The 26,650-nt window shown below is 46.4% G+C and carries 26 protein-coding genes and 2 pseudogenes; 17 read left to right on the top strand and 11 right to left on the bottom strand.

Features of this window, described 5'->3' with window-relative positions; translation table 11 throughout:
- Positions 1-131 precede the first annotated feature (131 nt).
- From M5J74_RS32140 to M5J74_RS32130, 3 genes and pseudogenes are all read right to left on the bottom strand, one after another.
- Positions 132-4,024 (bottom strand): annotated as a pseudogene (locus M5J74_RS32140) (Eco57I restriction-modification methylase domain-containing protein).
- A 67-nt stretch (positions 4,025-4,091) separates the two neighbouring features.
- Complete coding sequence (locus M5J74_RS32135) at positions 4,092-6,980, bottom strand: helicase-related protein (RefSeq protein ID WP_106216135.1); 2,889 nt, start codon at positions 6,978-6,980, stop codon at positions 4,092-4,094.
- Between the two features lie 90 nt (positions 6,981-7,070).
- On the bottom strand, positions 7,071-7,319 hold the full coding sequence (locus M5J74_RS32130; RefSeq protein WP_250017810.1) for a DNA-binding transcriptional regulator: 249 nt from the start codon (positions 7,317-7,319) through the stop codon (positions 7,071-7,073).
- 610 nt (positions 7,320-7,929) lie between these two features.
- On the opposite strand from M5J74_RS32130, the gene M5J74_RS32125 reads away from it, so the two are divergent.
- From M5J74_RS32125 to M5J74_RS32115, 3 genes are all read left to right on the top strand, one after another.
- Complete coding sequence (locus tag M5J74_RS32125; protein ID WP_106216133.1) at positions 7,930-8,682, top strand: Mut7-C RNAse domain-containing protein; 753 nt, start codon at positions 7,930-7,932, stop codon at positions 8,680-8,682.
- A 120-nt stretch (positions 8,683-8,802) separates the two neighbouring features.
- Positions 8,803-9,513: a hypothetical protein gene (locus tag M5J74_RS32120; RefSeq protein ID WP_250017809.1), complete on the top strand. Its 711-nt coding sequence runs from the start codon at positions 8,803-8,805 to the stop codon at positions 9,511-9,513.
- Entirely contained in the window at positions 9,510-10,730 is a 1,221-nt protein-coding gene (locus M5J74_RS32115) for a SprT-like domain-containing protein (protein ID WP_250017808.1), read from the top strand. The genes M5J74_RS32120 and M5J74_RS32115 overlap by 4 nt, the downstream gene beginning before the upstream one ends.
- Positions 10,731-10,939: 209 nt before the next feature.
- Here M5J74_RS32115 and M5J74_RS32110 read toward each other — a convergent pair whose 3' ends face one another.
- Positions 10,940-11,788, bottom strand: a complete 849-nt coding sequence (locus M5J74_RS32110; RefSeq protein WP_250017807.1) for an aldo/keto reductase — start codon at positions 11,786-11,788, stop codon at positions 10,940-10,942.
- A gap of 264 nt (positions 11,789-12,052) precedes the next feature.
- Between M5J74_RS32110 and M5J74_RS32105 the strand changes: the two genes are divergently transcribed.
- The gene (locus M5J74_RS32105) at positions 12,053-12,376 is read left to right on the top strand and encodes a metalloregulator ArsR/SmtB family transcription factor (protein WP_250017805.1); all 324 of its coding nucleotides are present in this window, start codon (positions 12,053-12,055) and stop codon (positions 12,374-12,376) included.
- 146 nt (positions 12,377-12,522) lie between these two features.
- Here the strand turns inward: M5J74_RS32105 and M5J74_RS32100 are convergent.
- Positions 12,523-13,316 (bottom strand): IS5 family transposase gene (locus M5J74_RS32100; protein WP_250017804.1). Its coding sequence is split into 2 segments (ribosomal slippage): positions 12,523-12,965 and positions 12,965-13,316, totalling 795 coding nucleotides; the frame shifts between segments, so codons are not numbered across the junction.
- A 116-nt stretch (positions 13,317-13,432) separates the two neighbouring features.
- On the opposite strand from M5J74_RS32100, the gene M5J74_RS32095 reads away from it, so the two are divergent.
- From M5J74_RS32095 to M5J74_RS33805, 5 genes and pseudogenes are all read left to right on the top strand, one after another.
- Positions 13,433-13,678: an SRPBCC domain-containing protein gene (locus M5J74_RS32095; protein ID WP_250017802.1), complete on the top strand. Its 246-nt coding sequence runs from the start codon at positions 13,433-13,435 to the stop codon at positions 13,676-13,678.
- 515 nt (positions 13,679-14,193) lie between these two features.
- Positions 14,194-14,676 (top strand): hypothetical protein, encoded by a 483-nt coding sequence (locus tag M5J74_RS32090; RefSeq protein ID WP_250017800.1) that lies wholly within the window; start codon positions 14,194-14,196, stop codon positions 14,674-14,676.
- A 631-nt stretch (positions 14,677-15,307) separates the two neighbouring features.
- Positions 15,308-15,672, top strand: a pseudogene (locus tag M5J74_RS32085) (PadR family transcriptional regulator).
- Positions 15,673-16,111: 439 nt separating this feature from the next.
- On the top strand, positions 16,112-16,303 hold the full coding sequence (locus M5J74_RS33810) for a hypothetical protein (RefSeq protein ID WP_371934124.1): 192 nt from the start codon (positions 16,112-16,114) through the stop codon (positions 16,301-16,303).
- A gap of 33 nt (positions 16,304-16,336) precedes the next feature.
- Positions 16,337-16,657, top strand: a complete 321-nt coding sequence (locus tag M5J74_RS33805; RefSeq protein ID WP_371934123.1) for a tyrosine-type recombinase/integrase — start codon at positions 16,337-16,339, stop codon at positions 16,655-16,657.
- Position 16,658: 1 nt separating this feature from the next.
- Here the strand turns inward: M5J74_RS33805 and M5J74_RS32075 are convergent, their stop codons facing one another.
- On the bottom strand, positions 16,659-17,492 hold the full coding sequence (locus M5J74_RS32075; RefSeq protein ID WP_250017798.1) for a tyrosine-type recombinase/integrase: 834 nt from the start codon (positions 17,490-17,492) through the stop codon (positions 16,659-16,661).
- Positions 17,493-18,058: 566 nt separating this feature from the next.
- On the opposite strand from M5J74_RS32075, the gene M5J74_RS32070 reads away from it, so the two are divergent.
- From M5J74_RS32070 to M5J74_RS32060, 3 genes are read left to right on the top strand one after another with little or no spacing between them, the layout of a single operon-like run.
- Entirely contained in the window at positions 18,059-19,054 is a 996-nt protein-coding gene (locus M5J74_RS32070; protein WP_250017797.1) for a hypothetical protein, read from the top strand.
- Between the two features lie 35 nt (positions 19,055-19,089).
- Positions 19,090-19,467: a hypothetical protein gene (locus M5J74_RS32065; protein ID WP_250017795.1), complete on the top strand. Its 378-nt coding sequence runs from the start codon at positions 19,090-19,092 to the stop codon at positions 19,465-19,467.
- A gap of 37 nt (positions 19,468-19,504) precedes the next feature.
- Complete coding sequence (locus M5J74_RS32060) at positions 19,505-20,740, top strand: AAA family ATPase (protein ID WP_250017793.1); 1,236 nt, start codon at positions 19,505-19,507, stop codon at positions 20,738-20,740.
- A gap of 40 nt (positions 20,741-20,780) precedes the next feature.
- On the opposite strand, the gene M5J74_RS32055 is transcribed toward M5J74_RS32060, so the two are convergent.
- From M5J74_RS32055 to M5J74_RS32045, 3 genes are all read right to left on the bottom strand, one after another.
- Positions 20,781-20,990: a hypothetical protein gene (locus M5J74_RS32055; protein ID WP_250017791.1), complete on the bottom strand. Its 210-nt coding sequence runs from the start codon at positions 20,988-20,990 to the stop codon at positions 20,781-20,783.
- Positions 20,991-21,097: 107 nt separating this feature from the next.
- Positions 21,098-21,409: a HigA family addiction module antitoxin gene (locus M5J74_RS32050; RefSeq protein WP_250017790.1), complete on the bottom strand. Its 312-nt coding sequence runs from the start codon at positions 21,407-21,409 to the stop codon at positions 21,098-21,100.
- 24 nt (positions 21,410-21,433) lie between these two features.
- Positions 21,434-21,727, bottom strand: a complete 294-nt coding sequence (locus M5J74_RS32045; RefSeq protein WP_250017788.1) for a type II toxin-antitoxin system RelE/ParE family toxin — start codon at positions 21,725-21,727, stop codon at positions 21,434-21,436.
- Between the two features lie 127 nt (positions 21,728-21,854).
- Here M5J74_RS32045 and M5J74_RS32040 point away from each other — a divergent pair, with 127 nt between their 5' ends.
- Together M5J74_RS32040 and M5J74_RS32035 are read left to right on the top strand one after the other, a co-directional pair.
- On the top strand, positions 21,855-23,063 hold the full coding sequence (locus M5J74_RS32040; RefSeq protein ID WP_250017786.1) for a hypothetical protein: 1,209 nt from the start codon (positions 21,855-21,857) through the stop codon (positions 23,061-23,063).
- 60 nt (positions 23,064-23,123) lie between these two features.
- A complete protein-coding gene (locus tag M5J74_RS32035) occupies positions 23,124-23,432 on the top strand; it encodes a hypothetical protein (protein WP_250017784.1) in 309 nt (102 codons plus the stop codon).
- A gap of 116 nt (positions 23,433-23,548) precedes the next feature.
- On the opposite strand, the gene M5J74_RS32030 is transcribed toward M5J74_RS32035, so the two are convergent.
- Entirely contained in the window at positions 23,549-23,746 is a 198-nt protein-coding gene (locus tag M5J74_RS32030) for a hypothetical protein (RefSeq protein ID WP_250017782.1), read from the bottom strand.
- 187 nt (positions 23,747-23,933) lie between these two features.
- Between M5J74_RS32030 and M5J74_RS32025 the strand changes: the two genes are divergently transcribed.
- Positions 23,934-24,197 (top strand): hypothetical protein, encoded by a 264-nt coding sequence (locus M5J74_RS32025; protein ID WP_371934122.1) that lies wholly within the window; start codon positions 23,934-23,936, stop codon positions 24,195-24,197.
- A 248-nt stretch (positions 24,198-24,445) separates the two neighbouring features.
- On the opposite strand, the gene M5J74_RS32020 is transcribed toward M5J74_RS32025, so the two are convergent.
- Positions 24,446-25,516 (bottom strand): hypothetical protein, encoded by a 1,071-nt coding sequence (locus M5J74_RS32020; RefSeq protein WP_250017780.1) that lies wholly within the window; start codon positions 25,514-25,516, stop codon positions 24,446-24,448.
- Between M5J74_RS32020 and M5J74_RS32015 the strand changes: the two genes are divergently transcribed.
- Together M5J74_RS32015 and M5J74_RS32010 are read left to right on the top strand one after the other, a co-directional pair.
- Complete coding sequence (locus tag M5J74_RS32015; RefSeq protein WP_250017778.1) at positions 25,506-25,715, top strand: helix-turn-helix domain-containing protein; 210 nt, start codon at positions 25,506-25,508, stop codon at positions 25,713-25,715. The genes M5J74_RS32020 and M5J74_RS32015 overlap by 11 nt on opposite strands.
- Positions 25,699-26,538 (top strand): IS630 family transposase, encoded by an 840-nt coding sequence (locus M5J74_RS32010; protein WP_250017777.1) that lies wholly within the window; start codon positions 25,699-25,701, stop codon positions 26,536-26,538. The genes M5J74_RS32015 and M5J74_RS32010 overlap by 17 nt, the downstream gene beginning before the upstream one ends.
- Positions 26,539-26,650 lie beyond the last annotated feature (112 nt).

Genomic DNA, 26,650 nt, shown 5'->3' with positions numbered 1-26,650 from the left:
TTCTCCACTTTTCAACTTTTAGCTTAAAAATTATTACTATAAGCATTAAACACTAGACATTCTATCGTATGTTTTTGCGCTGAATTATGTAGTGTTTCATCAATTAAGAATTACGAATTATGAATTACGAATTATTTAAACATTTTATCCCATGCTTCCAGCACTAATCTTTGGGTGCGATATTCGCCAAATTGTTTAATTTCGTTGTTCTTTAATACGCGGAAGGTTTCGCTGGGGAAGTCGGAACCGTAGACATTAGCAGGATCGAGAATATAACGGAGTTCGTCGCGGGTAAGTCCATAGAGTTTGGCATAATATGCGTCTAATTCTGCTCTCAATAATGCTCGTCTTTCGCTATTCCAAATAAAGGGTTCGCCGTCATATCCCATATCTTGGGCGAATGGTTGCATATCCCAAGCGGTGTAGACGAGTTCGAGAACGCGGCTGCTGATAAATTAATGTCTTCTGAGGGCGTATGCTTCTGGGGAATAACAGGAAGTTGTTTTACAATGAACAAACTAAAGTTAGCGCCACCTATTTTTTGTCTAACGATGAAGTCAAATACTAGAGTACAAAGATTAGCGACAAGACACGAAGCTATTTGAGAATTGTCGGTGCTAGGTAGAATAATAGATGCACTATGACCTAAACCTACTTTAGGAATAATGCTAAAAATAGCAGTCCGTTCGTTAGTTGTATTTGTAATACTTCTAAAAACTAAAAGCCAATTCTTTTTCCACTTAGTACCTAATCGATTTTCAACTTCATTATAATTAACCCAGTAACGAGGCTGAGGTAAAAAGTGTGAACTACTCTTCTCTAAATCTGTTAAATCACGAGTATCACTGGTAGTTGTACACGTTGCCCAGCGGTGATCGAATTGGTGAAACATCTTTGCTTCATAGAGAGGAACTAAACCATTACTAGCCTCATACCTAAACAACCCACTATCATTTGCCATGTCAAACATTCGCATAAATGAAATACCCCAAGGGTTGCTACCTATTTGTTCGTTTTCTAAAACAGGTACGTGCTGATAAATCTTCTTAGTTAGTTCAGCATCAATACTTGTTCTAAAAACTGGACAAGTGAGGGTATTAGGATTAAGTAAAGATAAATCAGCGGCAGAAAGAGTAAAAATACGATTAGAATCATTCAAATGCCGAATATTGGTATTCCAAAACGCCAAATCTGACAATCGCTTTTGAGAACGACCAGATATTGTAATTAGACAAAAATGTGGATGCGTGCGGTGAACTGCTGGAAAAATACCTTCAGTATTAACAAAGTCATAAAAACTGATAAGTTGTTGATTATTTAGTAAGTCAGCAAAAAATTGCTTATAGCTATCTGCTGTAGCAATATCACTTTGAATGATAAAACCAGCTTGTCCAGTTTTCCTGATTAGTATTCGATTAGTTTCTGCAAACACAGCATAAGTATTAATATCTCCTACAGCAGTCAGTGGAAATCTTCCTGACTCGCGGGTAAACTTACTTTGAGCTTCAGCATCATGTTTAGCCTCTTCCCAAGCTTGTGCTAACTGAGGTTTTTTCTGAGGCAATTCCTTAATTAACTTTTCCCGTGCTGCTTTATTCGCTGCATTAGCAATTTCAGCACTGCGAGCAGCAAAAAATTCTTTTTCCTGTAACTTAATCCTTTCCCAAGGTGGATTTCCTACTACGCAATCAAAACCACCTTGTTCAAATACTTCAGGAAACTCTAAACACCAATGAAAAAAGTGCTTCTCCTGTGCCAGCTTATTCGCTGCTTCCACTATCTCTTGTGTAGACTTATTCCCCCGTAATAGTTGAGTTAATACTGCTGTCGTCGGTAACAATTGCAAATTCTGTTCGGTCAACGGCATGAAAAATGCAGCCGTCCACAAATTGCAAGCAGAATAGTCTTGCCACCACCTCTGATTTTTCCGAGTCTCTTGATATCGCTTCTCCTTGTCTTTTACTTCCTGCGGTGTGGTTTCGGGAATTTCCCCCAACTCCCGCCAACTTTCTGCATACTGGGTGCGTTCGGGTTCTAAATCCCCAAACAGCGATAACTGATCCTTATTCTCCCGTTCTTTCTTATTCTGTTTTTTAAACTGTGAAGATAACTTTTTATCATCCCCAGTTACCGCTTTATAAGCTTCATCGGGAATTCCCTCTTTTAGACAATCTAAATCCAACACTCCCACCAGGGAATTTCCACATTTAATTCTGTGGTCTAAAAAGTTGAGCGGTAATTTGCCAGGAAAGCCTTCAATCCATAATGCCACTTTGCACAAATCGACCGCTAAGGGGTTTAAATCCACCCCATAGATACAATTTTGAATCACATCTCGAATCGCTAGCTTTAAAGGTTCGCTGCCTGGTTCTGCTTCTCCAGTACGGACTTTGGCTAATTCTTTACCAATACGACGTGCTGCTGCTAAAAGAAAATGTCCCGATCCACAAGCAGGATCGACTATTTTTAGACTTAATAATGCTTTTTCTAATTCGTAATTCGTAGTTCGTAATTCGTAATTAGCTTTTGTAGTACGAATTCTTTCTTCAATTACAGGTTCTAATGCCGTTTTTATCAGTTGTTGTACGAGTTGGGGTGGGGTATAGTAAGAGCCTGTGGTTTTGCGATCGCTCCCAAATACCAACGCAAATTGATAGATTCCCTGCTTCTGTATTATCTGGGGGTGAAAGTCTAACAAACTCTCGTAGACGCTCCCCAATTCTTCCACATCCAACGCCCCATAATTCACCCGCCGCAATTGTTCTTTATCTTGATACAGCGACAGGTGACGAATTGCTACTAGTAAATCATAGTTATCAATTGCAAGATCGCCTAAATCTGGCAGCGTATTGGAACCAAATAGATCGCCATTTAAAGGCGACAATCCCAATAATTTCCCTCGCCAATTCTCGTCAAATAACAGGAAAGTCACCCACAATCCCTGCCACAAATCTTGAAAACCTTCCCGCCGCCAACTAGGACGTTCGGCTAACTCTCGCAGTCGCTCGATGCTGTAATATTCGCGGTAGATTCGCTCTTTTTCTCTGTCTTCTCCGATTAACAATAAATTCCGCGACTCTGCCACCATTAAAAACAGCAGGCGATAGATTAGCCGCAATAATTGACGATAATATCCGACATCTGTTAATTCTCTACGCGGCTCCGATGCGGAGGATACCTCCGCCTCCACCCGCTTACCCTCAGCAAGTTTCTGCCGCAAATGTTCGTTATGCGGATGTTGTAGAAAACCCGTACCTAACTGGAGCAAAGCTTTTTCTACACCGTCGCGCAGGCGATCGCGGACTCGTCCGCCCTGTTGCAGCGCCTCTTGGTGGTAGTATTCCAGCAAGCACTTATCCGCATCGTCCATTCCTTGAGGCAAGCGGGAACGGTGAAACAGGCGATAAAATAGCCCAAACTCGGCAAAGTTCTCGCCGTTGAGAATCTGCTCTAGGTCAAATTCGATATAGGTCAGGCGAGTCATTAAGGAAGAGTCGCGCAGTAACCGCCAGCGCAAACCGTTAGTTGCGATCGCCCACAAATGTTCCGTCTTGTTGAGATATTCCTGCACCAGCGCATGGGCTGATAATCTGGGCGTACTGCTAGGGGGACGCCGATCCACCTTTACCCGACAACCGATAATGTGGATGGGTGGCTTGTTTTCTCCTGGTTCGGCGCGATGGGAAATCGCGTAGGTTTGTCCCTCCACCACTTCAGCTTTGGCGGTGTAAACGGGGTTGTAGCCGAGACTCCGTAACAGCGGCACTGCCCATTCACGGGTAATCGTTGTCGCTGGATCGTCCGCGTCTAACCTTAATAACGCTCGTTGAAACGCCGCCCAGTAAGCTTTGGCATCTCCCCAAGCAGTAGCAATCTCATCTGCTAGCTTGTCCGTTTTGGCAAAACCAAAATCCTCCGGTGCTTGTCCTTTGATACTGCCCGTCAGCACCAGAGAGGTCAGATCTGGAGCGATTAGGTTGCCTTCAATTTGGACGGCTGTAATTGTAGATGCTACTGATTTCATAAAACTCAAAAGTCAAAATTCAATATTTCAGACAGAAGCGATTGCACCTGGACAAAAGTTGTAATTCCTAACTCTTTTTCCGCTGTCCTGGTTGGAGAATATAAACGCCCAGAATGTCCATCGGAAGCTGGGGTCTAACCTGAATCTGCCCTTCTTTGGTAATTGCTCTGACGCGCCGATGCGATTGAGAAAGTTCGTGCGATCGCTCTCTGGCAAACAGTTCCAAATCTGGCTCTAGTTCGGTAACTCTGCCGAGCAACTCCTGTAGTTCCATTTGTTTGATGGCTTGAGGAACATCGCTGACTGGAGTAGCTTGTTGCAGCAGGGACATTGCCTCTTGGGGCGAAAGCCAAATCGGATCGGACGGAGAACCAGTAAATCCAACTACGGCACACTCTTCCGCCAGCAATGTTTGATGTTTGGGGCTGTCTAACAAGTGTCGCAGCCGTAACAACAGCAATGTTGTGCGCTTCTGGACAGCATCGGTAGTGGTAAAGCCGCACCGCGCTGCTTTGGGATCTTTGGCGTTTTCTAGTGCATCTTCCAGGATGTAACGCGCTAAAGCTTCTACCAGGGGGTGATTTCGTCCCACGTACTCCACCCCTTCTGGTGCAGGGGTTGTAAACGTCAGCAACCGCGATTTATTTCCTACGCAACTAATGTCGGGCGGGACACCCGCCCGCCCGTTGCTTAGCAATGGCTGGAGAAATTCCGGCGGTGTTGGCAACAGCCATCCCTGCTTCTTCTCGATTAGCCCTAAGTTGAGGCTAGAGCAAGCAGATTGCACGAACCGTTCCACATCTCGCTCGTTGCCTAAAATCTGGTCAGAGTCAATCAATTCTCGTTCTACTTCCTCTGGCTTGATCGTGCGTTGAGCAAAGCGGGTGCGGCTGGCTTTTTCTCGTTCTACTGCTTTATCCCAACTCTTGTGAACTTGCTCGACGGCAGAATCCTCACCGTCCAACAAATCTAGCAGCGACAGCTGCACGGCATCGGTAGCGCGATCGAATAGAGATTTAAACACCGCTTCCGATACCGTAGTGCTGTCCATCGGCACGGGAACGGTAATTCCCAAAGTCTTATGGATCTGCACGGCTTTGCGAATCAAAACTTCTAGCACTGCACCATCTACAGGATTATCCTGACCGTAAAGCAGGCAGCTTTTAACTTTCGCGGCAGGTTGACCGTAGCGATCGATCCGCCCTTCCCTTTGCTCCAAGCGATTTGGGTTCCAGGGCAAGTCATAATGTAAAACGGCGCTAAAATGCGATTGCAGGTTTACCCCTTCGCTCAAACAATCCGTAGCTACTAGAACTCGTTGGGGATATGACTTTAACTCTTCCAAACGGATTTCCCGCTCGTCCTCCGATAATTCTCCAGTAATTGCAATGACTCGAATTGAAGTGCCTTTTTTCTCTAGTTTTTGCTTGAGAGCATCGGCAACATAGTTAGCGGTGGCAATATAGCGACACCAAAGAATCGGGTTCATTCCCTCTTTGAGCAAAGATTCAACAATAGCGATACACGATTGCAACTTCTGGTCGCGATCGCCCCGTAGTTTCTCTGCTGCTTGGATAAAAGCTTTCAGCTGCCGTCTGTCCGCATCTCTGTAGCTTCGCTGCCCTTGTTCTACAACCACTGTGGGTTGAGCATCTACAGATTGTTCCTGTTCTGTAGGGTCGTATACGTAGGAACTCATCAGTTCCTCGTCCAAAGGCGAGTCTTCAATTTCGCTGCTTCCGACTCCCGCTCCTCGGTTCCCGATTTGCTTGCTCAACGTTGCTACTGCTGCTGCTGGCGAAGACATGACACAACGAATTAAAGCCAACGCCGACCAGTATCGTCCCCGACGTTGGGCATAGCTCATCTCCTGTGTCGTAGTTTTTACTAGACCGCGAGCGAAGTTATAGACATCCTCGAATAGCTCTCGATACTCCTGCGATAGCTTGTAGGGCTTCTCTTGCGGCTCTCTTTCTGGAAAAGGGGTTTGGTTGCCCAACCAGAGCTTGACATCCGCTCGCCGTCGCTGGACGAAATGGTTGGCTAACTTATCCCGTTCCTCTTTCGTCAGGCGATCGAGACTCAAATGCTCGAACTCTGGCTGGAGCAAACCTAGAAGTGATAAGAAAGACTCTTCAATACCACTGTGGGGGGTAGCGGTCAGTAACAATAGATGGCGGTCTTGTTTCTCGGCAATCTGCCCAATTAATTGATGGCGCTGTTGTTGGGATGTACTCTTGCTACCTGGACGAGTACAAGTATGTGCCTCATCCACAATTACTAAATCTGGACAGTGAGTTATAAAACTAGCACGGCGACGCTCTGCCTTGGCATAGTCCAAACTGACAATTAGGTGACGATAGTAACTAAAAATATGGGAACCATTCGGTACTCCCCGCTCTAACTTGGAAGCCGTACCGGAGCGTACTACGACTGCATCAATATGAAACTTTTCTCGTAATTCCTGCTGCCACTGGTCGCACAGATGCGGAGGGCATAGAACGACTAATCGCTTTGCTTCGCCCCGATCCAACAATTCGCGGGCAATTAATCCAGCTTCGATGGTTTTACCAATTCCGACATCATCAGCAATCAGCAGTCGTACCGTCTCTAATCTCAGCGCCATCAGTAGGGGAACGACTTGATAAGGACGGGGACGCAACGATAAACGTCCCAAGCAGCGAAACGGTCCCGCACCACTTCGCAGCAATAGGCGTGCTGCATCCATTAGCAAGAGCGCAGCCCGGTGGTCTTGTACTCGATCGCCTTGAGGTAAGGGAAAAGTCGCTGATTCAATAGCTTCCAGCCCTAGCTCTCGATAGATGCCAGCGATTTCGTCTTCATTCCCACTCAACGGACGCAAGCGGATAATGTCCTGAAGTTCGGATGGTAGCACAACCCACTGCCGACGACGACATTTGACTATAGAACCTGGCGTAGGATTTAGTTTTTCCATCACTGTGTCCTTTGGGCGCGAGCTGCTTGCGTTCCTGTGAATAAGGCACGCAGATATTCCTTAGATGAAAGCCGCTGTTTCATTTGAAAACTAATTAGCTAAATACTTTTGCAACAATTCCTCGCCACGAGCGCCCATTTGTTCTATGCATTGCCAAATCTGCTGCCGCGCTAGCGGTAAAGGTTTCGCTACGCCCGTTTCCCAACGGTTAATCGAACCGCAGGTAACTCCCAAATGGGCTGCAAACTGTTCTTGTGTCAGCCCGATCGACAACCGTAATTCACGAACGAGCTGACCGATTTGCGGTTGATTCATGACTAAAGGTCTTTTGACTGACATCTGACTTCTTAACTCCAGTTCGGGCGCTATATGGGCTAACACTTGTCGCATCACATCCCACATCGTATTTGCTGTAGAGATTTAGCGTCACCAGAGAAAATAGCGATCTTAGGTCAACAACGAGCTACAGTAATTAGATGGAATTAGACAAATGATTAGCTTTCCTTATTCAAAAGATTTACTGAAGGCAATAGCTAATTTATTTGCGATCGCATTGCTTTTTTAACACTGCTTACACGAAAAATTCATTTATTAGAAATGTCTTGCGTAAATTCCGCAAATATATAATAGGTATGAATAAACAACGGTAGTTTTAAATGTTGTCCGTACACTGACGTTGTGTAGCTTTTATTGACTGGACAAAGCAACACGAGCAGCAGTTTTTGGTAGCGAAAACTGCGTTCGCGAGTGGGGAAGTGTAGATAAATTTGACCTCAAGCAGTATGTTCAGATCGCTAGTGAAGGCTTAGAATATCACAGGTTGAAATTCCAACTGCTCGAATCTAGTACGTGAGGTTATGACCTGAGCCAATGAAGAGCGAAGTAGGAAAGAGCTTGGGAAAGGCAGTCGTTATCTTGCCTTCCGTTGAGTAAACCCAACCAGATGCTGATGGAGCGAGTTTATTTTCAATTTCATGCCGAACTAAATGACTTTTTGCCTCCAGTGAAAAGACAGGTTTGGTTTGTGCATCAATTGCTGGAAAAGGCAGCCGTCAAAGACGCGATCGAAGCTTTGGGCATACCGCATCCAGAAGTTGACTTAATTTTAGTCAACGGTGAATCGGTTGATTTTTCATATTTAATTGGCGATGGCGATCGCGTTAGCGTTTATCCTATTTCAGTAAGAGTTGAGGCAAGTCCTCCCTCTCGCGTGCGACCACCACAACTAGCACAGATCCAGTTTGTCCTAGATATCCATTTGGGCAAACTTGCCACTTACCTGCGTTTGTTAGGTTTCGACACCTTGTATCAAAATGACTACGAGGATGAAGAGTTAGCTAAAATCTCTAGCCGCGAAAACCGAATTTTATTAACCAAAGATCGGGGATTGTTGAAGCGCAGTATCGTCATTTACGGTTACTGCGTGCGGGAACAAGACTCGTTTAAGCAAGTAGTGGAAGTCTTGCGGCGCTTCGATTTATTTAACGCGATCGCCCCTTTACAAAGATGTTTGCGCTGCAATGGTTTGTTGCAATCGGTGACGAAAACAGAAATCGGCGATCGCCTCCCACCGAAAACGAGAGAATTTTACGATGAATTCTCAGTTTGTCAGGATTGCGCTCAAATTTACTGGCAAGGCGCGCACTTTAGCCGCATCCAAAATTTCATCAAACGGATTCAAACGAGTATGACTAAAATCTGATAGTTGCTAAATGACCCAATTCACTGCTTGACATAGAATACAGCCTTTGGCAATCGAACAAGCGACCGACAAAGCGCGTGCGTCTAGTGGCAGAATGAAAAGCATTAGACTTGAAGATCGATGAATATGCCTTTTAACATCCGTCAGCTAGATAATCTCTCCTACGATGATGTTGAACCGATCCTCGACAACTACATCAATGGCGCGATCGAACAATTTGTCAACTCTCCTGAAGGAGAAGCCCACCTCAAGAATTACCCAGAAGGTGGCGGTTGGATTGGCACCTTCATTGAAATGGGCTACAACTACGGCGAGACGACGCTGCCCAAAATGACGAAAGGGGACGTACAAACCCTGATGGAATATACTCTGCCGCGCAAAGTCACCATTTTCGATCCAACTGAAGCCGAAGATGCCATTCCCGAACTGGTTGCCTTCTGGCAGTTTCTCCAACGGGAATACAACCTTCGCAGCGCCAAGGCGATCGTCAAATATCTGGAATCGCTGGCATCCCAATTTCCCAACATGATGAGCGATCCCTCCAAAGGTGGTATTGCCAAAGCATTTATGATGATGGGTCATCATGCTGGATTTGATATGACCACTCCCGAAGGCATTGGGGCATTTCAACAACAGTACAACGCCAGCCTCAAATCCGATCCTCCTGACCTGACTACCAATGCGCTGAAAAATTTGATTCAGGGGGGATTAGCTTTGCCGGACTCCGAGCGACCGACTCCATCCCCATCCAAACCGAAAAGAATGGGAATGCAAAAGACTCCACCCGCGAAAAAGACTCCGCGCAAGAGAACTAGCCGTAAGAAGAAATGACGCTCCGAATTCGTGGAGTCGTCAAAGCGGCTCAAAAGGCACAAGATAGCTTAAATAATGGCATCTCTTCCCAGGAGGTTGCTGCTTTTAAAGCATTTGTCACTAGCTCGCTTGAAGAGATCGAGCAATTATGCGATCGAGGGCGGATGACACCAGAGCAATTGCCAAGTAGATCGCGTTTGGCTTACTCCTTTCTCAAAGGGATCGATTTGGATAATTTACCCGTTTTAGAAAGTTGTATTGCCTCTCCAAAAAAAGCGCCCATTCCTCTCAAGAACATTAAAGTACGGCAACGAAGTATTTTGCAGCAACTCTCATACCTAGCTGCCAGTTCCACCCCAAAAACTGGTTCATTCCAAAAGCTGCTTGACTCTTTAACACACGCTGTTGCAGAAATTGAAAACATTTGCCTCCAACAACAGGCAACACCAGCCGACTTAAGTAGCTCCTCTGGCTCGATTTATGTTTGGATGAAGTTTTTGAGCGATCGATCCCATCTACAATTGCACCTTCAGGCGACTCGTTCTACCCGGCAAATTGCTCAAGCAGTTTCTCGAAAGCATTGTCAGGAGTTAGGAAATGTAACAGTTGAGGTGACGTACCAGGCAGGATTGTACAAATACAGGCGGCAAGGAAACGTTGCTACTCTCACCATTAGCGAAGGATTTATCCATGCCAACGGGGAAGTTTTGACAGCACTGGTGACAGACGCATTGCTGGGCAAGAGCCAAGAGCGATCGCGGCTCGTCAAAGATTTTGCTAATTCGCCAGAATACAGTCAAGTGCTACTGGAGTTGGACTCTTTTGCCTGTGAGAATCGAGACAAAGCTCAAGGCAAGTGCTACGACTTGGAAGAGTTATTCGATCGACTCAATCGCGAGTATTTCGCTTCAACTTTAGTCAAACCACGCCTAAGTTGGAGTCAACTGAACACTTACCGCAAGTTTGGCTACTATCAGCCAGCCAAAGACCGAGTAGCGATCAGCTCAACTCTGGATGATGCACGGATTCCCCAGTTTGTGGCTGAGTTTGTCTTGTATCACGAACTTCTACACAAATATCATGGAGCAAAAATGGTCAATGGCAGACGTATGGTTCACACTCGTGAGTTTCGACTCGACGAGCAGCAATTTAAGTTTTATCAAGAGGCTTCTAGATGGCTGGAAAAGTTGGCTTGGAACCAATCCCAGGTTTTTGAGCTAGAGCAATGGCTGTAAGTTATCCAGCTTGGGTTGCATCAAAAGCTTGAGACAGCCAAGAAGATTGGTACGGTTTCAAAAGGGAATTTGTTGGATGTGGAAGTCTACATCAAGCAGCGAAACAGGGGAACTACGATAGCAAACGTTTCAAAAGGGAATTTGTCGGATGTGGAAGACTACTGTTGCTTTTGTCAAAGTTTGTTGTCACCTCTGACACAAAGCTGGATTCAGCCAGGAATGTAGGCGAACTTGTCTGGGTTTGGACCAATGCGACCGGACTCGCCGCGATCGAGCGCGGAGATTGTGTCAATGTCGGTGGAATCCAGTTCAAAGTCAAACAGTTCAAAATTCTCCTTCATGCGCGATGGTGTCACCGACTTCGGAAAGATAATGTCACCGCGTTGAATGTGCCACCGTAACACGACTTGTGCCGGAGTCTTGCCTACCTTGTGGGCAAGCCGAGCGATCGTGGGGTCTTCAAGCACCTTGCCCTGCGCCAGTGGCGACCACGCCTCGGTAGCGATCTGATGTTCCTGACCGTAGCTGCGTACAGCCTGATTGGTGAAGTAGGGGTGTACCTCGATTTGGTTGACTGCCGGAACTATTTCGGTTTGGGCTGCTAACTTTTCCAGGTGCTCGATCTGGAAGTTAGACACTCCGATGGAGCGGGCGCGACCGTCGCGATGGAATTCCTCAAGCGTCTTCCAGGTCGAGACGAAATCGCCGTTGTAGAGCGTCGGCAAAGGCCAGTGGATCAGGAACAGATCTACGTAGTCGAAGCCGAGTTCTAAGAGCGTGGTGTTGAATGCCTTGCGAGCATCATCAGGCTGGTGGAATCCGTTGTTGAGCTTGCTGGTGACGAAAATGTTGCTGCGATCTAGACCAGAGGCGCGGATCGCCTCACCCACCTGCTTCTCGTTGCCGTACATCTGTGCAGTATCGATATGCCGATAGCCGATTTCCAGCGCCTTGCTGACTGCCTCTACGGTATCCTGCGGCTCGATCTGAAAAACCCCAAATCCAAGCTGCGGGATGGTCTTGCCGTCGTTGAGGGTGATGCTGGGAACTACACTCATAGTCATTTAACGGTGCTGGTGAAATCTATGGCAACAGTAAAATTCTCCTCATTCTATGTCGCTGCATCAGTGCAGCCGTATACCTATAGTGATATTGCCACTTTAATAGCAATTCTTGATTGTGTGCATGACATTTGTAGGGACGCACAGCTGTGCGTCCCTACCAGGCGTGTATTTCAACCCAATTGAAAACCGTAGTAATAACCAACATCCGCTGCTGGGAATACTTGACAGGGCATTTATTGCCAGCTATCATTCAACCATATGGTTGAATCAAATGCGACTCTCGATCTGATTTTTGCTGCTCTCGCCGATGCGACACGCAGAGACATCCTTGGGCGTGTATCGAGCGGAAAACACACCATTAGCGAATTAGCCCGATCGTATGCCATGTCTTTAGCTGCGGTGGCGAAGCACGTCAGCGTGCTTGAGAAAGCAGGACTCGTGACTAAGTGTCGCAGTGGCAAGGAGAAAGTGATTCGGATTGAACCAAAGGCGATCGAAGTCGCCGCAGTGCATCTGAGCAAGTACGAACAAGTCTGGGCTGCCCGCTTCGATGCCTTGGAAAAATTATTCGAAGAAAATTGACAAGTAGGAACATAACTGTATGGCAGTTCTAAAAGTCACAGTCCCAGAAAATTCACAGAATATCTTGGGCACCGTCACAATTAATGCTTCATTAGAAAAAGTATTCGAGGCGTATGTCAAAGAGGAACTCTTTATAAAGTAAATCTTTAGGCGACAAGACGACGCAGCATAATCCGAGTCATCACAGCATATATGGCTGCTTCACTCATTTCAGGAAGACGCTCATAATCTTTACTGAGACGATGGTACTGGTTAAACCATCCGAATGTTCGTTCTACTACCCAACGTTTGGGCAAAACCTGGAATTCTGGCTCGGTACGCCGTATGACTTCAACATGAGCTTGAATCATCAACCAAACTGAAAGCGCAAACTTATCCCCGTCATAACCGGAATCAACCCATAAAACTTTTACTTTTTCGAGTAATTCTGGGCGCTCCTCTAACAGTTCCATGAGTGCGTAGGCAGCCAGTATTCGTTCTGGGGCATTTGCTTCACTTACAATAACTTTCAACAACAGTCCAAGACTATCAACTAACGTCTGCCGCTTTCTTCCTTTTACCTTTTTACATCCATCAAAACCATACACATCCCCTTTTTTTGGTCAGTCTTGACCGACTGGCTGTCTGCGGCAATCGCAGTTGGTTGCGTTGATTTATCTAATTTCGACCGAACTTGACCACGCAGTGTATGGTTTAATTTTTCCCAAACCCCAAGGCGCTGCCATTTGCGGTAGTAGTTGTATACCGTTGAGCTTGGTGGGAAGTCCCTCGGAAGCATGTTCCATTGACATCCGGTTTTCAAGTGATAGTAGATGGCATTACAGATTGCTCGCATGTCAGTAGTACGGGGATGACCACCAGGTTTCGCCTCTGGAATCAAAGGCATCAGGATTTTCCATTCAGCATCACTCAGATCAGTAGGATATGGCTTGCGAGACATTTTTGCTACGTCAATCTACTCTCCATTTGCATCCTACCGCTAGTCTTTTTCTCGATTGTTCTCCCTTTATTTTTACTTTATAAATAGCCTCTCAATGGTGGTGTCGCGGTAATCCGATGAAAGTGTATCGCTTTGATTGTAGAGACGGCGGCAGCTGGCATATCGCCGAGCGATCGTCAGATGGTAACGAATATGAATTTACTGGCTGTTTTCACGAAGTCGCTAAAAATCGACGGATCGTGCAGACATTTGAATTTTTGGGGATGCCAGAACGCGGACACGTCATGCTGGAAAAAGCCGAGTTTGTAGCGATTAACGATCGTACAACTGAGATTCGGACGCACAGCACCGCTATGAACTAAGAAGACCGTGACGGCATGGTGGCAAGCGGCATGGAAAGCGGCTGGCGGCAGTCCATTGAAGCTCTCGGTAGGCTTTTAGAATCAGGCAACCGATCGCAACTCGCTCTGTCGAAAGACCGATGATGGATGGAAACAGTCGCGTCGTGTAATTGCCGATCGCCCCCAGCAGTGAAAAGAAAGATCCAGGGAAGAACCGCAAACAGCGAATCTAGAGTTGGCGAGCGCGATTCGCTTAACGAAGTAGATAGTAGCGTAAATTTGAATAAGTTACCTTCAGAAGTAGGGACGGATTATAGCTAATTACACGACCTACTTCGGCAGGGAAGGTGGGAAGAAGCTGACCTAGAAACGAATGCTTTGAAGTTAATGGTAGGGCGAGCGCGAGCCAGTCGAATTAGGACTTGTCTACAGAGTAAATTTTGTGAAGAGTTTTTACGAAAAATGACATCTTACTGTAAAAGAAAGGCTTAGCTTTGGGGTAATATTCATCAGCTCAAAATCATTGATTTTTTAGTTTGCAGAAACGCCCTATTGATAAATCGCTACAAGTTCGGCTGGTCAATTTAGTAGTAGATCGCAAGTTTAAAACACTACCCGCCATGACACTATTCAAAATTCAAGATCGACAACCAGCATTTTCCGAAAAGAGCATTAAGGGAAGGTGGGGATTTTCGGGGGAATTCGGAATGATTGCGTCTCCCTCTGTCCCTCAACCCGTGCCGACCGCCGCCCTCGGCACGGTAGTCTTTGATGGAAACGGAGGATGTACGATCGCCGCAACCGTTAACGTCAACGGGAAAATCTTTGGACCTCTCACTTCCAAAACATGCACTTATTCGGTCAATCCTGATGGTACAGGCAACAGCGTTGCCGAGTTCTCAGGGGCACCCTTTGATGGACCTACTACGGTTGCGTTTGTCGTCGTTGACAACAAACGCGAGATCCGATTTCTCAATACCAACACTGTGGTCGCTGGGTTTACCGCCAGGCGGCAGTAGGTATAGAGTTGTGTTGTCAAAAAAAAATTTGAGAAGCTCTATATGTAAGGTTGAAATAGTGCGTTACAACACTGTTGCTAGTGTTTGGAAGAATTTTTACAACACAACTATTAACCTGGCAACTAAAGATACCTGTAGCCTTTTATAGATTACGCTACTAGACCGAACAACCGAGCGACTTGACCAGAAGGCTTGTCGTATCTTTGCATGCCGTCTTAATAAGCATTTTGTGCTCCTGCTGGAATGGAAACTACAAGTAGGGAGAAAACAACAAAAGTTTTCAGTAGCATTTTCATCCGGTAACAAAAATTTTCCCACTTATGATTCCCTATTTAGCTTGGTAACGAATAAAAGTTCCGTGACAAAACTTACTAGTAGATGACTAGTAGATGAAATATTAATTCATGCTAAAAGAGGCTCTAAAACTTTTGTGCATCAGTTACCCTCAAAGGCAGATATCGCTCGTCAACTAGCGCCACCAACTTGATTCATTTCAGCGAGGGAGAGCGGTAATTGTTCAAACTAAATCGAGCAACTCTCCTACAACGACAAGAAAGAATTGAGGCAGTTAAGGGAACAATTAAAGTGAGATTGAAATCAAGTACGCGATCGCTTTCAAAAAATTCATCTTATGACACTTGAGGAGATTTATCAGTTTTTTGCGGCCCAACCACCAGTTTATCTGACGCAGGAGCAAGCAGTTTGCTACGTGCTGTCAGTTTTACTTGAGGGCGAATCATACGGCACCCGACTGATTCAAAAGCTAGAGTTTGAATACCCTCACTACCGTCTCTCCGATACAGTGTTGTACGCGGCGCTATCATTTTATCAGAGCAAGCACTCGCGAGCCGTCTTTAGAAAGTCGAAGGGCGTGGTCGTCCCAGACGGATGCATTCGGTCAGTCCCGAATGGCTTGATGAGGCACAAAAACTCGCCGCTTTGTGGACGAATAGCGTCGTCCCACAGCCCCAAGTAGCTTCATCTGTTGCCGTTTGACAATAGAGCAATCCGCGATCGGGGTACGATGGTCGCGATTTAGCGTTCAGCCTTCGGCATCGCCTCTCAACTCTTTGACGATACCGATCGCCAACGCCAAAAGCGCGCAGTAGCCATTAAATACTTAGGAGGCAATCGATTTGAAGGACACAACACCACAAAAAACACCACCACAAAACTCTCAGCCACCCGTGACCCGCTGGGAACTGATTGACGCGATCTCCAAACTGTACGTTATTAGAGACAATTCAAGCCAATTGAGAAGTACTCTCAACAAATCCGAAAAGCCTTGTTGCAACGAAATGCGAAAGAAGAAGTAAAGCTGTTTGCTAGATTGGGTTTAAGCCGTTTTCAATGACTTGACGAAATATCCAAAACATCAAGTCACTCTTTACCGTAGGATAGTAATTGTGAAGTAAATCTAAACTCAAACTCACAAGTGAAGATCAAAGGCAACGGACGCGCTAAGATCCTGACTCAAGCCGAACTAGAGCGTCTATTTACACGCGGATTTCTCAGCCCTAGAGACAAACTGCTATTTGCGATCGCTTACTACTGCGCCTGTCGCGTTAGTGAAGTGCTGGCGCTCATGGCGGAAGATTTAGCGGGTAGTGTGGTAACGCTGCGATAAGTCTACCACCAAGGCAAAATTGCCACGCGCACTTTGCCTTCGCACCCGAAGCTACAAGCATATTTAGCAGCTTATAATCCGCCGTCTGGGTCTGTTATTTCCAGGCGGAGTGGAGACAAGCCACTCACCAGGGCAGCTGCCGATTTGATCCTCAGAGCTGCTTGTAAGAGAGCAAGGATTAGAGGCGCTTCAACTCATTCATTTCGTCGCACGGCACTGACGAACATGTCTAATGCCAACGTGCCGATCCGCGTGATTCAAGAAATATCGGGACATAAATCGCTCACAGCTCTCCAACGTTATCTGGAAGTGAAGCCAGATCAGGTCGAGTCGGCGATCGCGCTGTTGGTTTAGTTTACAATCCAGCACTTGAGGCAGAAGCAGATGAAGTTGTAAATAGATGTTTTCGGAAAAGTTGGCTCTGCCAACTCTTAGGGGCGAGCCAGTAGTCGTAGATCGGACGATCTCGCTCGGGAAATAGCAAGAAAGCGCCCAGGAGGTAATCGATCAAATTGTCGTAGCTCTGGATGCGGGTGAAAGATTGCATCTGTGTTAGTACCGCCAAAAATGCTTGCGACGTTGCCTCTCCTATCGCCCTCATCTCCCGTTCTTGCTGCTTAGAAAACTTAACTTTCGTGCCGTACCAATTCCACAGCAAGCAACACTGCTGTAGCGATAAATGAAGCGGTTGCAGTAGCAATGCGGCACGATAATATAGCCCAGAGCGCCTCAGCATATAGGGATGAATTGGAAAGGGAAGATTGGCACTCTCGCCTGCCAGTGCAATTATATAGTGTAGCGAGCGCTGATTCAGGCGCGATCGCCGTTCTGTGGCGAATAACCAATCGCATCGACGCTCTTGTGCTAGGTGTTGTAGCAATTCCATTTCAGGAGCACACAGAGGTTGAAGATTGACTTGTTTGTGCAGGCGAGCGCCACTTTTGAGTTCGCGGTTGCGGATGATGTAGAGCGTTTTTCTGGTCAAGTCTAGGTCAGACCAACGCAGCCAACATAGTTCGGATGGCTGTAAGCATTGGCAGAACAGCAATAAGGCGATCGCCTTGTTCCTAGTAGGGTAGCGAGTCTTTTCCATCGCCGCGATGACTGCATCGACTTCATGCAGGTAGAGGAATTCCCGTTCGCGGTACTTGACAAATGCAGTTTTGAGCGGCGGCGGTGTCCTGGGCATGGAATGACACAACTAAATTTTTCGGCAAAGTCGCTGTTAATTATGCCACACTCTAGCCCCAGCACCCTTCCAACCCTGTGCAAACGAATAAAAAAGTTGGAAAATCTCTCAGCAAGGGTAGATCTGCAAGTAACCCTTGCTAAGGTTTGATTATGGCGCTTGGGTAGGAGAGACTGGACGCAAGCGATCGCACCTGAGCTAAACAATGGAGGCGTTGGTTGGATCGACCGCAGTAGTAGGGAGAATTATTAGCCCTCGATTCTGGTGATGCAGGTTAAATTTGACTCAAATTTTCCAACTGTATTATCCAAAACTTGACTGAAAATCTCCAAATTTTCTCGTAATTTTCCGCTCTTTTTTTCTGTGCTTGCTACTGTGCCACGTAAGAATAAGGATTCCGTGTCCCTAAATTTTCTCACTTTTTTATTTGTTTACAGATAACTACACTCCGCACTTCGCCACAACTTACCCAGTTGAGCGTTGAGAAGTTTAATCTTCTAATTGGAAAATGAAATTGATATTATATTTAGAATATCAAATAGAAAACTGCAAAATACAGACATCGTATGCCACCAGTTGACCAGCTCGTAGCCCAACTCGTGCAAGAGCGCTGCCAAACTCAGATGAGTAGAATGCAACCGACTAGTGCAGCAAATCCTCGTATAGGACAACAGCATGAGTGGCTGCAGCTAGAAAAAGAGCCGATCTATTTACTCAAGCTGACAGTCAAAGTGGGAGTACAATCGTTGAAGTTAGACGGCTCCCATTTAGGGATTGGGGATGACGTACTGAGATTGTTGGAGAGTGGGGCAAAGGGCGGCTACGCAGCGAAAATTAACCACCGCCTCAAAGATGCTGCTACCAAACTCCAAGCACGACAGAAAATTATCTACAATCGCTACACCCTTTTGAGCGAACCGTTCCGCTTCGTCCACGAGTCGGCACTGCCCGATGCCCTAGAAGCAATTGAAGGGATGATGGCAGAAGCTGACTCTTTGAGGCAGGGAATTTTAGCAACATACGAGTCAGAGTACGCTGGTTTTTTGTCATGGGTGGAGCAAGTACTACAAGCGGCAGCATTAGAACCAAAAGCAATCCACCTGGCGTTGCGGCAGTATGCTGGTGCTTATCCTACTAAAGAGGAACTGCAAACAAATTCATTGCAAATTCTCGTGGAAGGACCGATAAAAATTCCTTCCCTGCTAGAGCGTTCGGAGCGCGAAGCAGAAGTGCAAAGGCAGCAGGCAGAGGTAGAGGTAGCCTCTGTCGAACGCCAAAAACTCAAGTTAATCGAGCGATCGCAACAAACGTTACAGCAGACTTTAATTTCAACTTTATATGACGCGCAAATCAGAAGTCGGGACGAAGCTGACGCAAAGCTAGCACAATTGCTAGAGAGCTTCAATTTGTCGGGAGCGGATGCGACATCAAGAACGGGGCAGAAGTGGGACACCTTAATTGCTCGCTTGCAAGTCTTGATGCAATACGATCGCGATCTAGAGCCGATTGTGGAGAGGGCGAGGCAGTTGGGCAACTCTACCAGAAGCGACAGCCCGACTTAGATCGGATACAGCAGCACTTGGAAGACTTCCGAGCCATGCTGAAGCAGCGCGTGCAGCAGAAAAACTCGACTGGAGAGGGGCTTGCCAACTTGACGAAGGCTTTGGCGCTGGATGCGGGTTACTCCGAGTTATTGAGGCAACTAGACGCGATCGCGCAGCAACCAGATCCGGAGCAGTTGCGGCAACTCAAGGGTAAGTTGGCATCAATGGAGAATTTGTTTAAATTCAGGACGAAAGACTTGGCTCAAACGCTGGGGATTGCTGAGGCAGCCGTGCGCCAGGAGTTGGATTTAGAAGCAACAGCCAAGACAAAGGATTTCGTTACCGCTTCAAATGCCGTCAATAGCGACGAGCGCGGCGATGGCGATCGTGACTCCATTAGCAAACCTTACGACTGGGAGGCGGGATTCTAGAACAACTCACATTCTAGCTGTAATGCGAAATCAAATTATGACAATCGCTAAAAACACCAAAAAGTTAGCTGCTCAAATCCCCAATAATGCCCCATCTGGCTCTGCTCTAGAGCGGTTGCAGCAGTTACGGCGAGAGTTGAATCAGATTTTCTTGGAGCGTTCTACGATCGTCGATGGAGTGCTAGCCGTACTACTAACAGGTGGAAATGTGGTTTTATTTGGTCCGCCTGGTTGTGCGAAAAGTTGGATGTTACAACAGTTGTGCGGGGCAATCTCTGAAGCTGTATTCTTCGATCGCCTCCTGCAACCGACGATTACTCCTGACGAGTTACTAGGGCAACTGTCGCTGCGAGCATTACAGCAGCAAGACGAGTTAATTCGCAACACTAAGCGGCGATTGCCCGAAGCACACATTGCCTTTTTAGATGAGGTATTTCGCAGTAACTCCACTAGTCTCAACGCCCTATTGCGGTTGATGAACGAACGAGTATTCGAGAATCCAGAACCGCAGCCAGTCCCGCTACTGTTCTTGTGCGGTGCTGCCAATAACGTTCCCACTGATGGAGACTTGGATGCCTTTGTCGATCGCTTCGTCTATCGCCCTTGGTTGCAGTACGTCCGCAAAATGGGTTCCAAGCGGGAATTAATTTACCGCGCCAGACATAACATCAAACCAGAGGTAGTAGTGCGCCTGAGTTTGACTGAAATTAAAGCTTTACAGCAACAAGCAGCGATCGTACATTTTTCCGACGAATTAGCAGAAGAGTTAATTAAATGCCAATTGGCGCTGGAGAAGGAGGGTTTTTTGATTAGCGATCGCAAGTTGCAACAGCTAGTCAAACTGCTGCAAGCTCACGCACTGGTGCAGGGCGATTTGCAAGTGTACCCAGAATCTTTTCACGAATTGCTGCCAGATTGCCTGTGGCAAAGAGATCCCAAGGAGCGGCAGAAGATCGGTCAAATTTTGAATGCTTGCGTCCCCGATCTCAACCAACAAGCTATCTCTTGGTACGATGCGGCAAAGGAAGAGGTCGGCACTGTAGTGAGGGCAGCCAGAGAATACGATTTGCGTCCGAACAATTCGTCCGAACAAAGATTGATCGAAGCAGCCGACAATGCTGCAAGTCGCTTAGAAGATATTGCTCGCAAGATTGAGAAGTTAATCGCCGATAACAAGAGTCGCAATGCTCGACGAGCGCAGAGAATACTGACTGATATTCGTGAGGATTTACTGGTTGAAGTTGGCGGTTACAAAAACAAAGTTTATCAATAAGTTTATCAATAGAAGTTTATCAATAGTTGTATAGTAGATTCTATTCGTTATGTGGTTCAGATTGCTTGTTTGGGTAGAGTTGCTCGTCATTTGTCACTTTGTACCACCAGTAACCTGAATTTCCATCGTCCATGTCAAACCAACATCGCACAATCTGAGTTAGGCGCGCTTCACCATTCCAGAAAAGAGTAACTGACTGATATAGCTCGAACTTTGGAGCGCGGACTTCAATTTTTTCAGTACTATTCATCCCGAATCGAGTTACTAGAAATTTTTTCAGGCTGATACTTCAAGCACTTCTTTCTTCTTCTCGCAAGGCAAAAGTGATGATCGCATTTATTTCCTCTTCTTCTTCTTTCAGTGTTTGGAATAGCTGCCAATAGTGACGATCGCATTTATTTCCTCTTCTTCTTCTTTCAGTGTTTGGAATAGCTGCCAATTTTGTTGCAGATTCAGCCAAAACTCTGGACTGTTGCCAAAGAATTTCGACAGCCGCAATGCCGTACTTGGGGTTATGCCGCGCTTGCCATTCACCAGCTCGTTGACTCGCTGGTAGGGAACGTGGATGTTGTTTGCTAAATCCTGCTGAGTCAGTCCTAGTGGTTCTAAAAAATCTAGGAGTAAGATTTCTCCTGGGTGTGTGGGAGGGCGATATTTAGGAATTTTCATCTATTGTTACCTCACATAAAAATGTCAATGATAATCGACAATTTCAACCGAATCCGCTCCCTGCTCCAACCAGACAAAACAAATCCGATACTGGTCGTTGATGCGAATACTATGCTGACCTTCGCGATCTCCTTGCAGGGCTTCTAACTTGTCTACCTGGTGGAACCTCAAATCGTTTAAAGATACAGCAGCATTTAGTTGATCCAACTTTCTACGCGCCACATTCCAAAAGCTGATTGGACAAGTTTTTCGTGCCACTTTTGAGTCAATGCCATCAAAAATATCTTCCGTTCCTCGATCTTTAAATGCAACAATCATGAGCGCGATCGCTTAACTTTAACATATTAACACGGATATTATGCTATCTTTAGCTAAAGATAGCCAAGGCGCGATCGCGCTTCTTGCCAGTTGAGGCAGTGTTGATGCTCGATAGATTTTAAATCGTATGGTGTATGACTTTGAACCGCTAGTGTATCGAGTTGCAAGCATCTCCAAACTTTTCTGGCAGGAATACCTCAACTATTTTGAAGATGCTCGGACGATGGTGAGAGTAGGAACTAGCAAGCTGTTTGCCTTTCCCAGTTTCACTCTAGAAGTTTTTCATCGGCTTTACTACGAGAGCGAACCAGAGGAGCTAGACCCGCCACCACCCGAAAGTGCTTGGGCGCTCTTATTGCATCGGGAGTTTCAACAGCTCATCGGCTGTGACGAGCTGGTGGAGCAGTGTCAAGGCAATCAATTGGCAGCGGGATTGGCAACGGTAGAGTATTGCCGTCAAGTGTACGATCGACTGCCGCCACCCATGCCTCGATTCCCTAACCCACAACAGTATCGGGATTTGATTAAGCAACTGAAGCATTACCCTGAAGTTCCACCATCTAAGGTATTTGAGCATCTTCATCTCTGTCACTCAACCAAATCCCCTACTGGTTTGCCACTACCCAAAACCCGACAGCAGCAGGAACGACAGCAGTGGTTGACGCAGCTGATAGAAGATAGTAGCGATCGCTCCCTTGAACTGATCCAACTTTTACAACAGGAGGGAAAACAAGCTGTATGGCAGGCTCAACAGTATGCAGATAGTCTCGATGAAACGCAAGTTAGGCAAATGCTAAGAGTTGCCCTGAGTGCTGCTATTGAAAAATTGAGCGAAGCATCTGCGTGGTTAGAGATGCTGGGCTTGAGCTGGGGAAATGAAATCGGTGGAGAACTGCATGTTTCTCCTGCCGAAAAAATGGCGTTGGCTCAAAAGATCGCAGGTCATGCCAAGCTCAAGCAGATCGCTGTTGTTGCCGGACGTTTGCAACTGATTGCCGAGCGCAAGCGTCGTAGTCAAGCTCTAGATGCCTTTGGGGAGATAACGACGGTTGAGTTAGGAGATAACTTGTCACGGTTGTTGCCTACCGAACTTCAGAAACTCTCCACGAGCGATCTCTTTCCTCTGTTTGCGCTCTCGTATTACGATCGCTCCCTATTGCAATACAAGACAAGGGGAAAGGAGAAACAATGCAAAGGACCGTTGGTGGTGTGCTTGGATTCCTCTGGTTCGATGGATGGATTACCTGACATTTGGGCAAAAGCAGTGACGGCAGTGCTGGGACAAATTGCTTTAAGGAGAGGACGGCACTTGCGAGTGATTCGACTTTGCAACTAGGTTTGTCGAGTTGATGACTTTCCACCCCACCACCACGACTTTTCTCGACTGCTGGAGTCGATGCTGGCTTTTTACAATGGTGGTGGCACTACTTGGGAGCCAGCAATATTATCTGCCACCGAATGTATTGAGCAGCAACAACACTTCGATCGGGCAGATATTGTCATGGTTACAGACGGCAAGTGCGACGTGAAACGGGAATTTTTAGAGCAGTTAAAAGTCAAGCAGCAACAGCGAGAATTTAGTATTTATGGAGTTTTAATTGGTGGTGCGGGCGAATCGCAGATGAAGCAGTTTTGCGATCGCATCTGGGTTGTTAGAGATCTTGTTAGCGACGAGGTAGCGATCGAGGAGTTATTCTTACTGTAGTCCAGGTTCGACATGTACTATATGTAATGTTCCTCACTCAAGTCCAACCAATCTTCAGCTTATGCCTCTCGATCGACAACGCTACCCCCAAAACTGGAACCAAATTGCCCTGAGTGTCAAACAAGCAGCCTCTTGGCGTTGTCAGCATTGTAGGCAACTGTTGTGGAAAGCGCCCTGGAGAAAAACCTGACTCGCTCGCTCGTTCTAAGTGGATGCTTGTCACTCTCTGGGTCTACCATGCGCTCTTTCACTCCAGAAGAGAACCAACCAGAAAACTTGATTCCGCTATGTACCCCTTTATGCAGAGTCCACATCGTAGAAACCTCGCTCTGACTGACTTTTGTGAAACTCTTCTACAACGTAACCCATGATAACTCCCTTTTAACAAAGCAGAAAGATTTACAAAATTTAACTGGTATTTTTGACTCAGTACCGCACTCTTCAGAGCCTAATTATTAAAATCATTATGTCTATAAAGTCTTGCCCAGGAGCGGCAAAAACGTGGTTGAGATGACTGTAGAAATTGCCTACGAACTTGACAAATGGCTTCAATCGAAGTGGCAAAGAGATACGCGATTCTACACCTTAACTCTTTGGCAAAACCTGTTTGGAGAGTGGATGATTACCAAGACTTGGAGCAGTGCTGTCTATCGGGGATTCGGCAAATCAAAGGACTTAGATTGCCCTGATTATCAAGCTGCTTTAGAAACTTACTACAAGCTGCAAAAGCGAAGAGGAAAGCGAGGATATAAGAGAGTTGACTAAATAATTGCGGACTTCGTAATACTCGCACCAAGTGCAAAGAAGCAAGCTACGTAATAGTCAAGATCTTGAGGAATCCTCATCTAATTCCATTTTCGCTTTAGCTATTTGCTACTCTTGTAGTTCATACCCTATGGTAATTTTCAAAGGCAATTGGTACATAGACTGCTGAGCAGCCAAAACCTTATGCTCTCTAGAGCGTAAAACTCTTACTCTCGTTCTAGCTTTTATTTTAGCTTCAAACCTGACAGTTAACTCTGCTTTTTACTTCTGGCTCCCCGTGTTGTCGTTTTGCGTCTAGTTGTCCCACCAGAAGAAGACTTGCGCCTAGTAGAAGCAGTGGTAGAAGATCTGCGTTTGACTGGTGGTTGGGCAGTAGTTTCTGGCTCTGGTTCGTCGGAGCGCTCTTCGGGTATAGGTGTAGGTGTTTCAGTTGATGCGTCGGGCTGTGACTTCTGTTTTGTCGCTGCCCCAGTTGCAGTTTTGCCACGGGTAGCTGGTTTTGAAGTCTTCGAGGTCGTCTGACCAATTGATGCAGATTTGGCAGTAGTTTCCGGCTCTACTATTGGTTGTGGAGTCGCTTCTGGTTCTACTGTTGGTGCAGAGGATGTTTCAGGCAAGGCAACAGGCTGCGATCGCTGTTTTGTCTTCGCTCTCGTCGCAGTCTTGCCATTTTTGGTAGGCTGGGAAGTCTTGGCAGTCGTCTTACCTTTAGAAACAGATTTAGTAGTAGCTGCTGGCTCTACTGTCGTAACTTCCGCCTCTGTGCTTGGCTGAGTAGACGGTTGGCTGGTCTGTTCTGGCGTGGCAATGGATTTTGATGTTGCAGCTGCGCTTGGCTTGTTCTTGGCTGGGCGCTGTGCTGTCGTCTTTGCAGAATCCGTGCGCTTTTGTGTAGTCGAGGCAACAGACTTACTCTTTGGCTCCGACGCAGAGCGATCGTTTGATGATGGCGTTTTTGTCTCGGATACTTGAGTGGGGAGATGTAAATCAACGGCGATCGCGCCTTTAGTCTCGGCTGTGACAATCGCGAGCGTCATTTCTTTTTCGCGATCGTGCTGCTCAAATTCGGTTTGAAGGCTGGGCAGTCCCATTTGTCTAGACAGTCGAGGAATTTGACTCGAAGTGAGAAATCTCGCCTCCATCTGTGCGACTCCTCCAGTCGGGTAGTAGTTGACTACCAAGACTCCCGCTCCTTGCTCGGCAACCATTCCTCGGTAATATTTAGTTAAGCTCTGTAGATCGGCGCTGACTACTAACCAGAGCAGGGATTGGTTAACATAATAGGTGTAGATACGTCCGGAGTCAGTGATGAAACTCAAAGACGCTCGCCATCTATCAGCTGAAGCCCAAGAAGCACTGCGATATCGCGTTGTCAATGCAGTCGAAAATGGTATGAGTAAATCAGAAGCAGCTCGCGTGTTTCAGGTATCACGCACAGCAGTACATCATTGGACAAAGGCAGTAGCAAATGGGAATGCATCATCGTTGAAAGCGAAAAAGCGTGGACAAGAGCGCTAGTTCACGTCTGCTGCCGCATCAAGCAGCTACAGCCGTACGGTTGATGGAACAAAAATGCCCAGATGCTCTAGGATTACCATTTTACCTCTGGACACGTGAAGCAGTGCAGCAATTTCTCCTCAGACGCTTTGGGTTATCGGTATCGGTGTGGACAGTAGGACGTTATCTGAAGAAATGGAGTTTTACGCCACAAAAACCATTGCGTCGTGCCTACGAACAAGATCGCAAAGCTGTAAAGCGGTGGCTAGAAATTGAGTATCCTCAGATTTGCGCCTGTGCTCAGCGCGAGGGAGCTGAAATTCACTGGGGCGACGAAATGGGTGTCCGTTCTGACTACCAAGCTGGATATTCCTATGGACGGGTTGGAAAGACACCAGTCGTACCAGCTACTGGGCAGCGTTTTAGCTGTAATATGATTTCCACGATTACCAATCGTGGCAAGTTGTGCTTTAAGCTTTTCACACAACGTTTTGATTCTACTGTAATGCTGGATTTTTTACGTCGTCTGATTCGTCACAGTACTCAAAAGGTATTTTTGATTGTCGATGGTCATCCAGTGCATCGTTCTCGTGCAGTGCATAAATGGCTAGAAAAACACTCCGACCGCATCCGCATGTTTTTCTTACCTGCTTACAGCCCCGAATTAAACCCTGATGAGTTACTCAAACACGATATTAAAGCCAATGCTGTCGGACGGCAACGCGCCAAAAACAAAACCGAGATGATTGGCAACATCCGCAGCTATTTACGTAGTACACAACGTTTTCCTCACGTTGTGCAAAACTTCTTCCACGAGAAACATGTTGCTTACGCAGCTGCCTAAACTGTTCACTATTCTATGCTCTGGTTAGTAACTGCTTCAATTGTTGCGAAGAATCCATCAAAAAATCGACTCAATCCCAGAAATTTTCTTCTACCATCTATAATAACCGTCG

It is taken from the genome of Chroococcidiopsis sp. CCNUC1, assembly GCF_023546805.1.
In the GTDB taxonomy this organism is placed as follows: domain Bacteria; phylum Cyanobacteriota; class Cyanobacteriia; order Cyanobacteriales; family Chroococcidiopsidaceae; genus Chroococcidiopsis; species Chroococcidiopsis thermalis.
The sequence above is the reverse complement of the archived record's forward strand: the minus strand, read 5'-3'. Positions and strand labels throughout refer to the sequence as shown.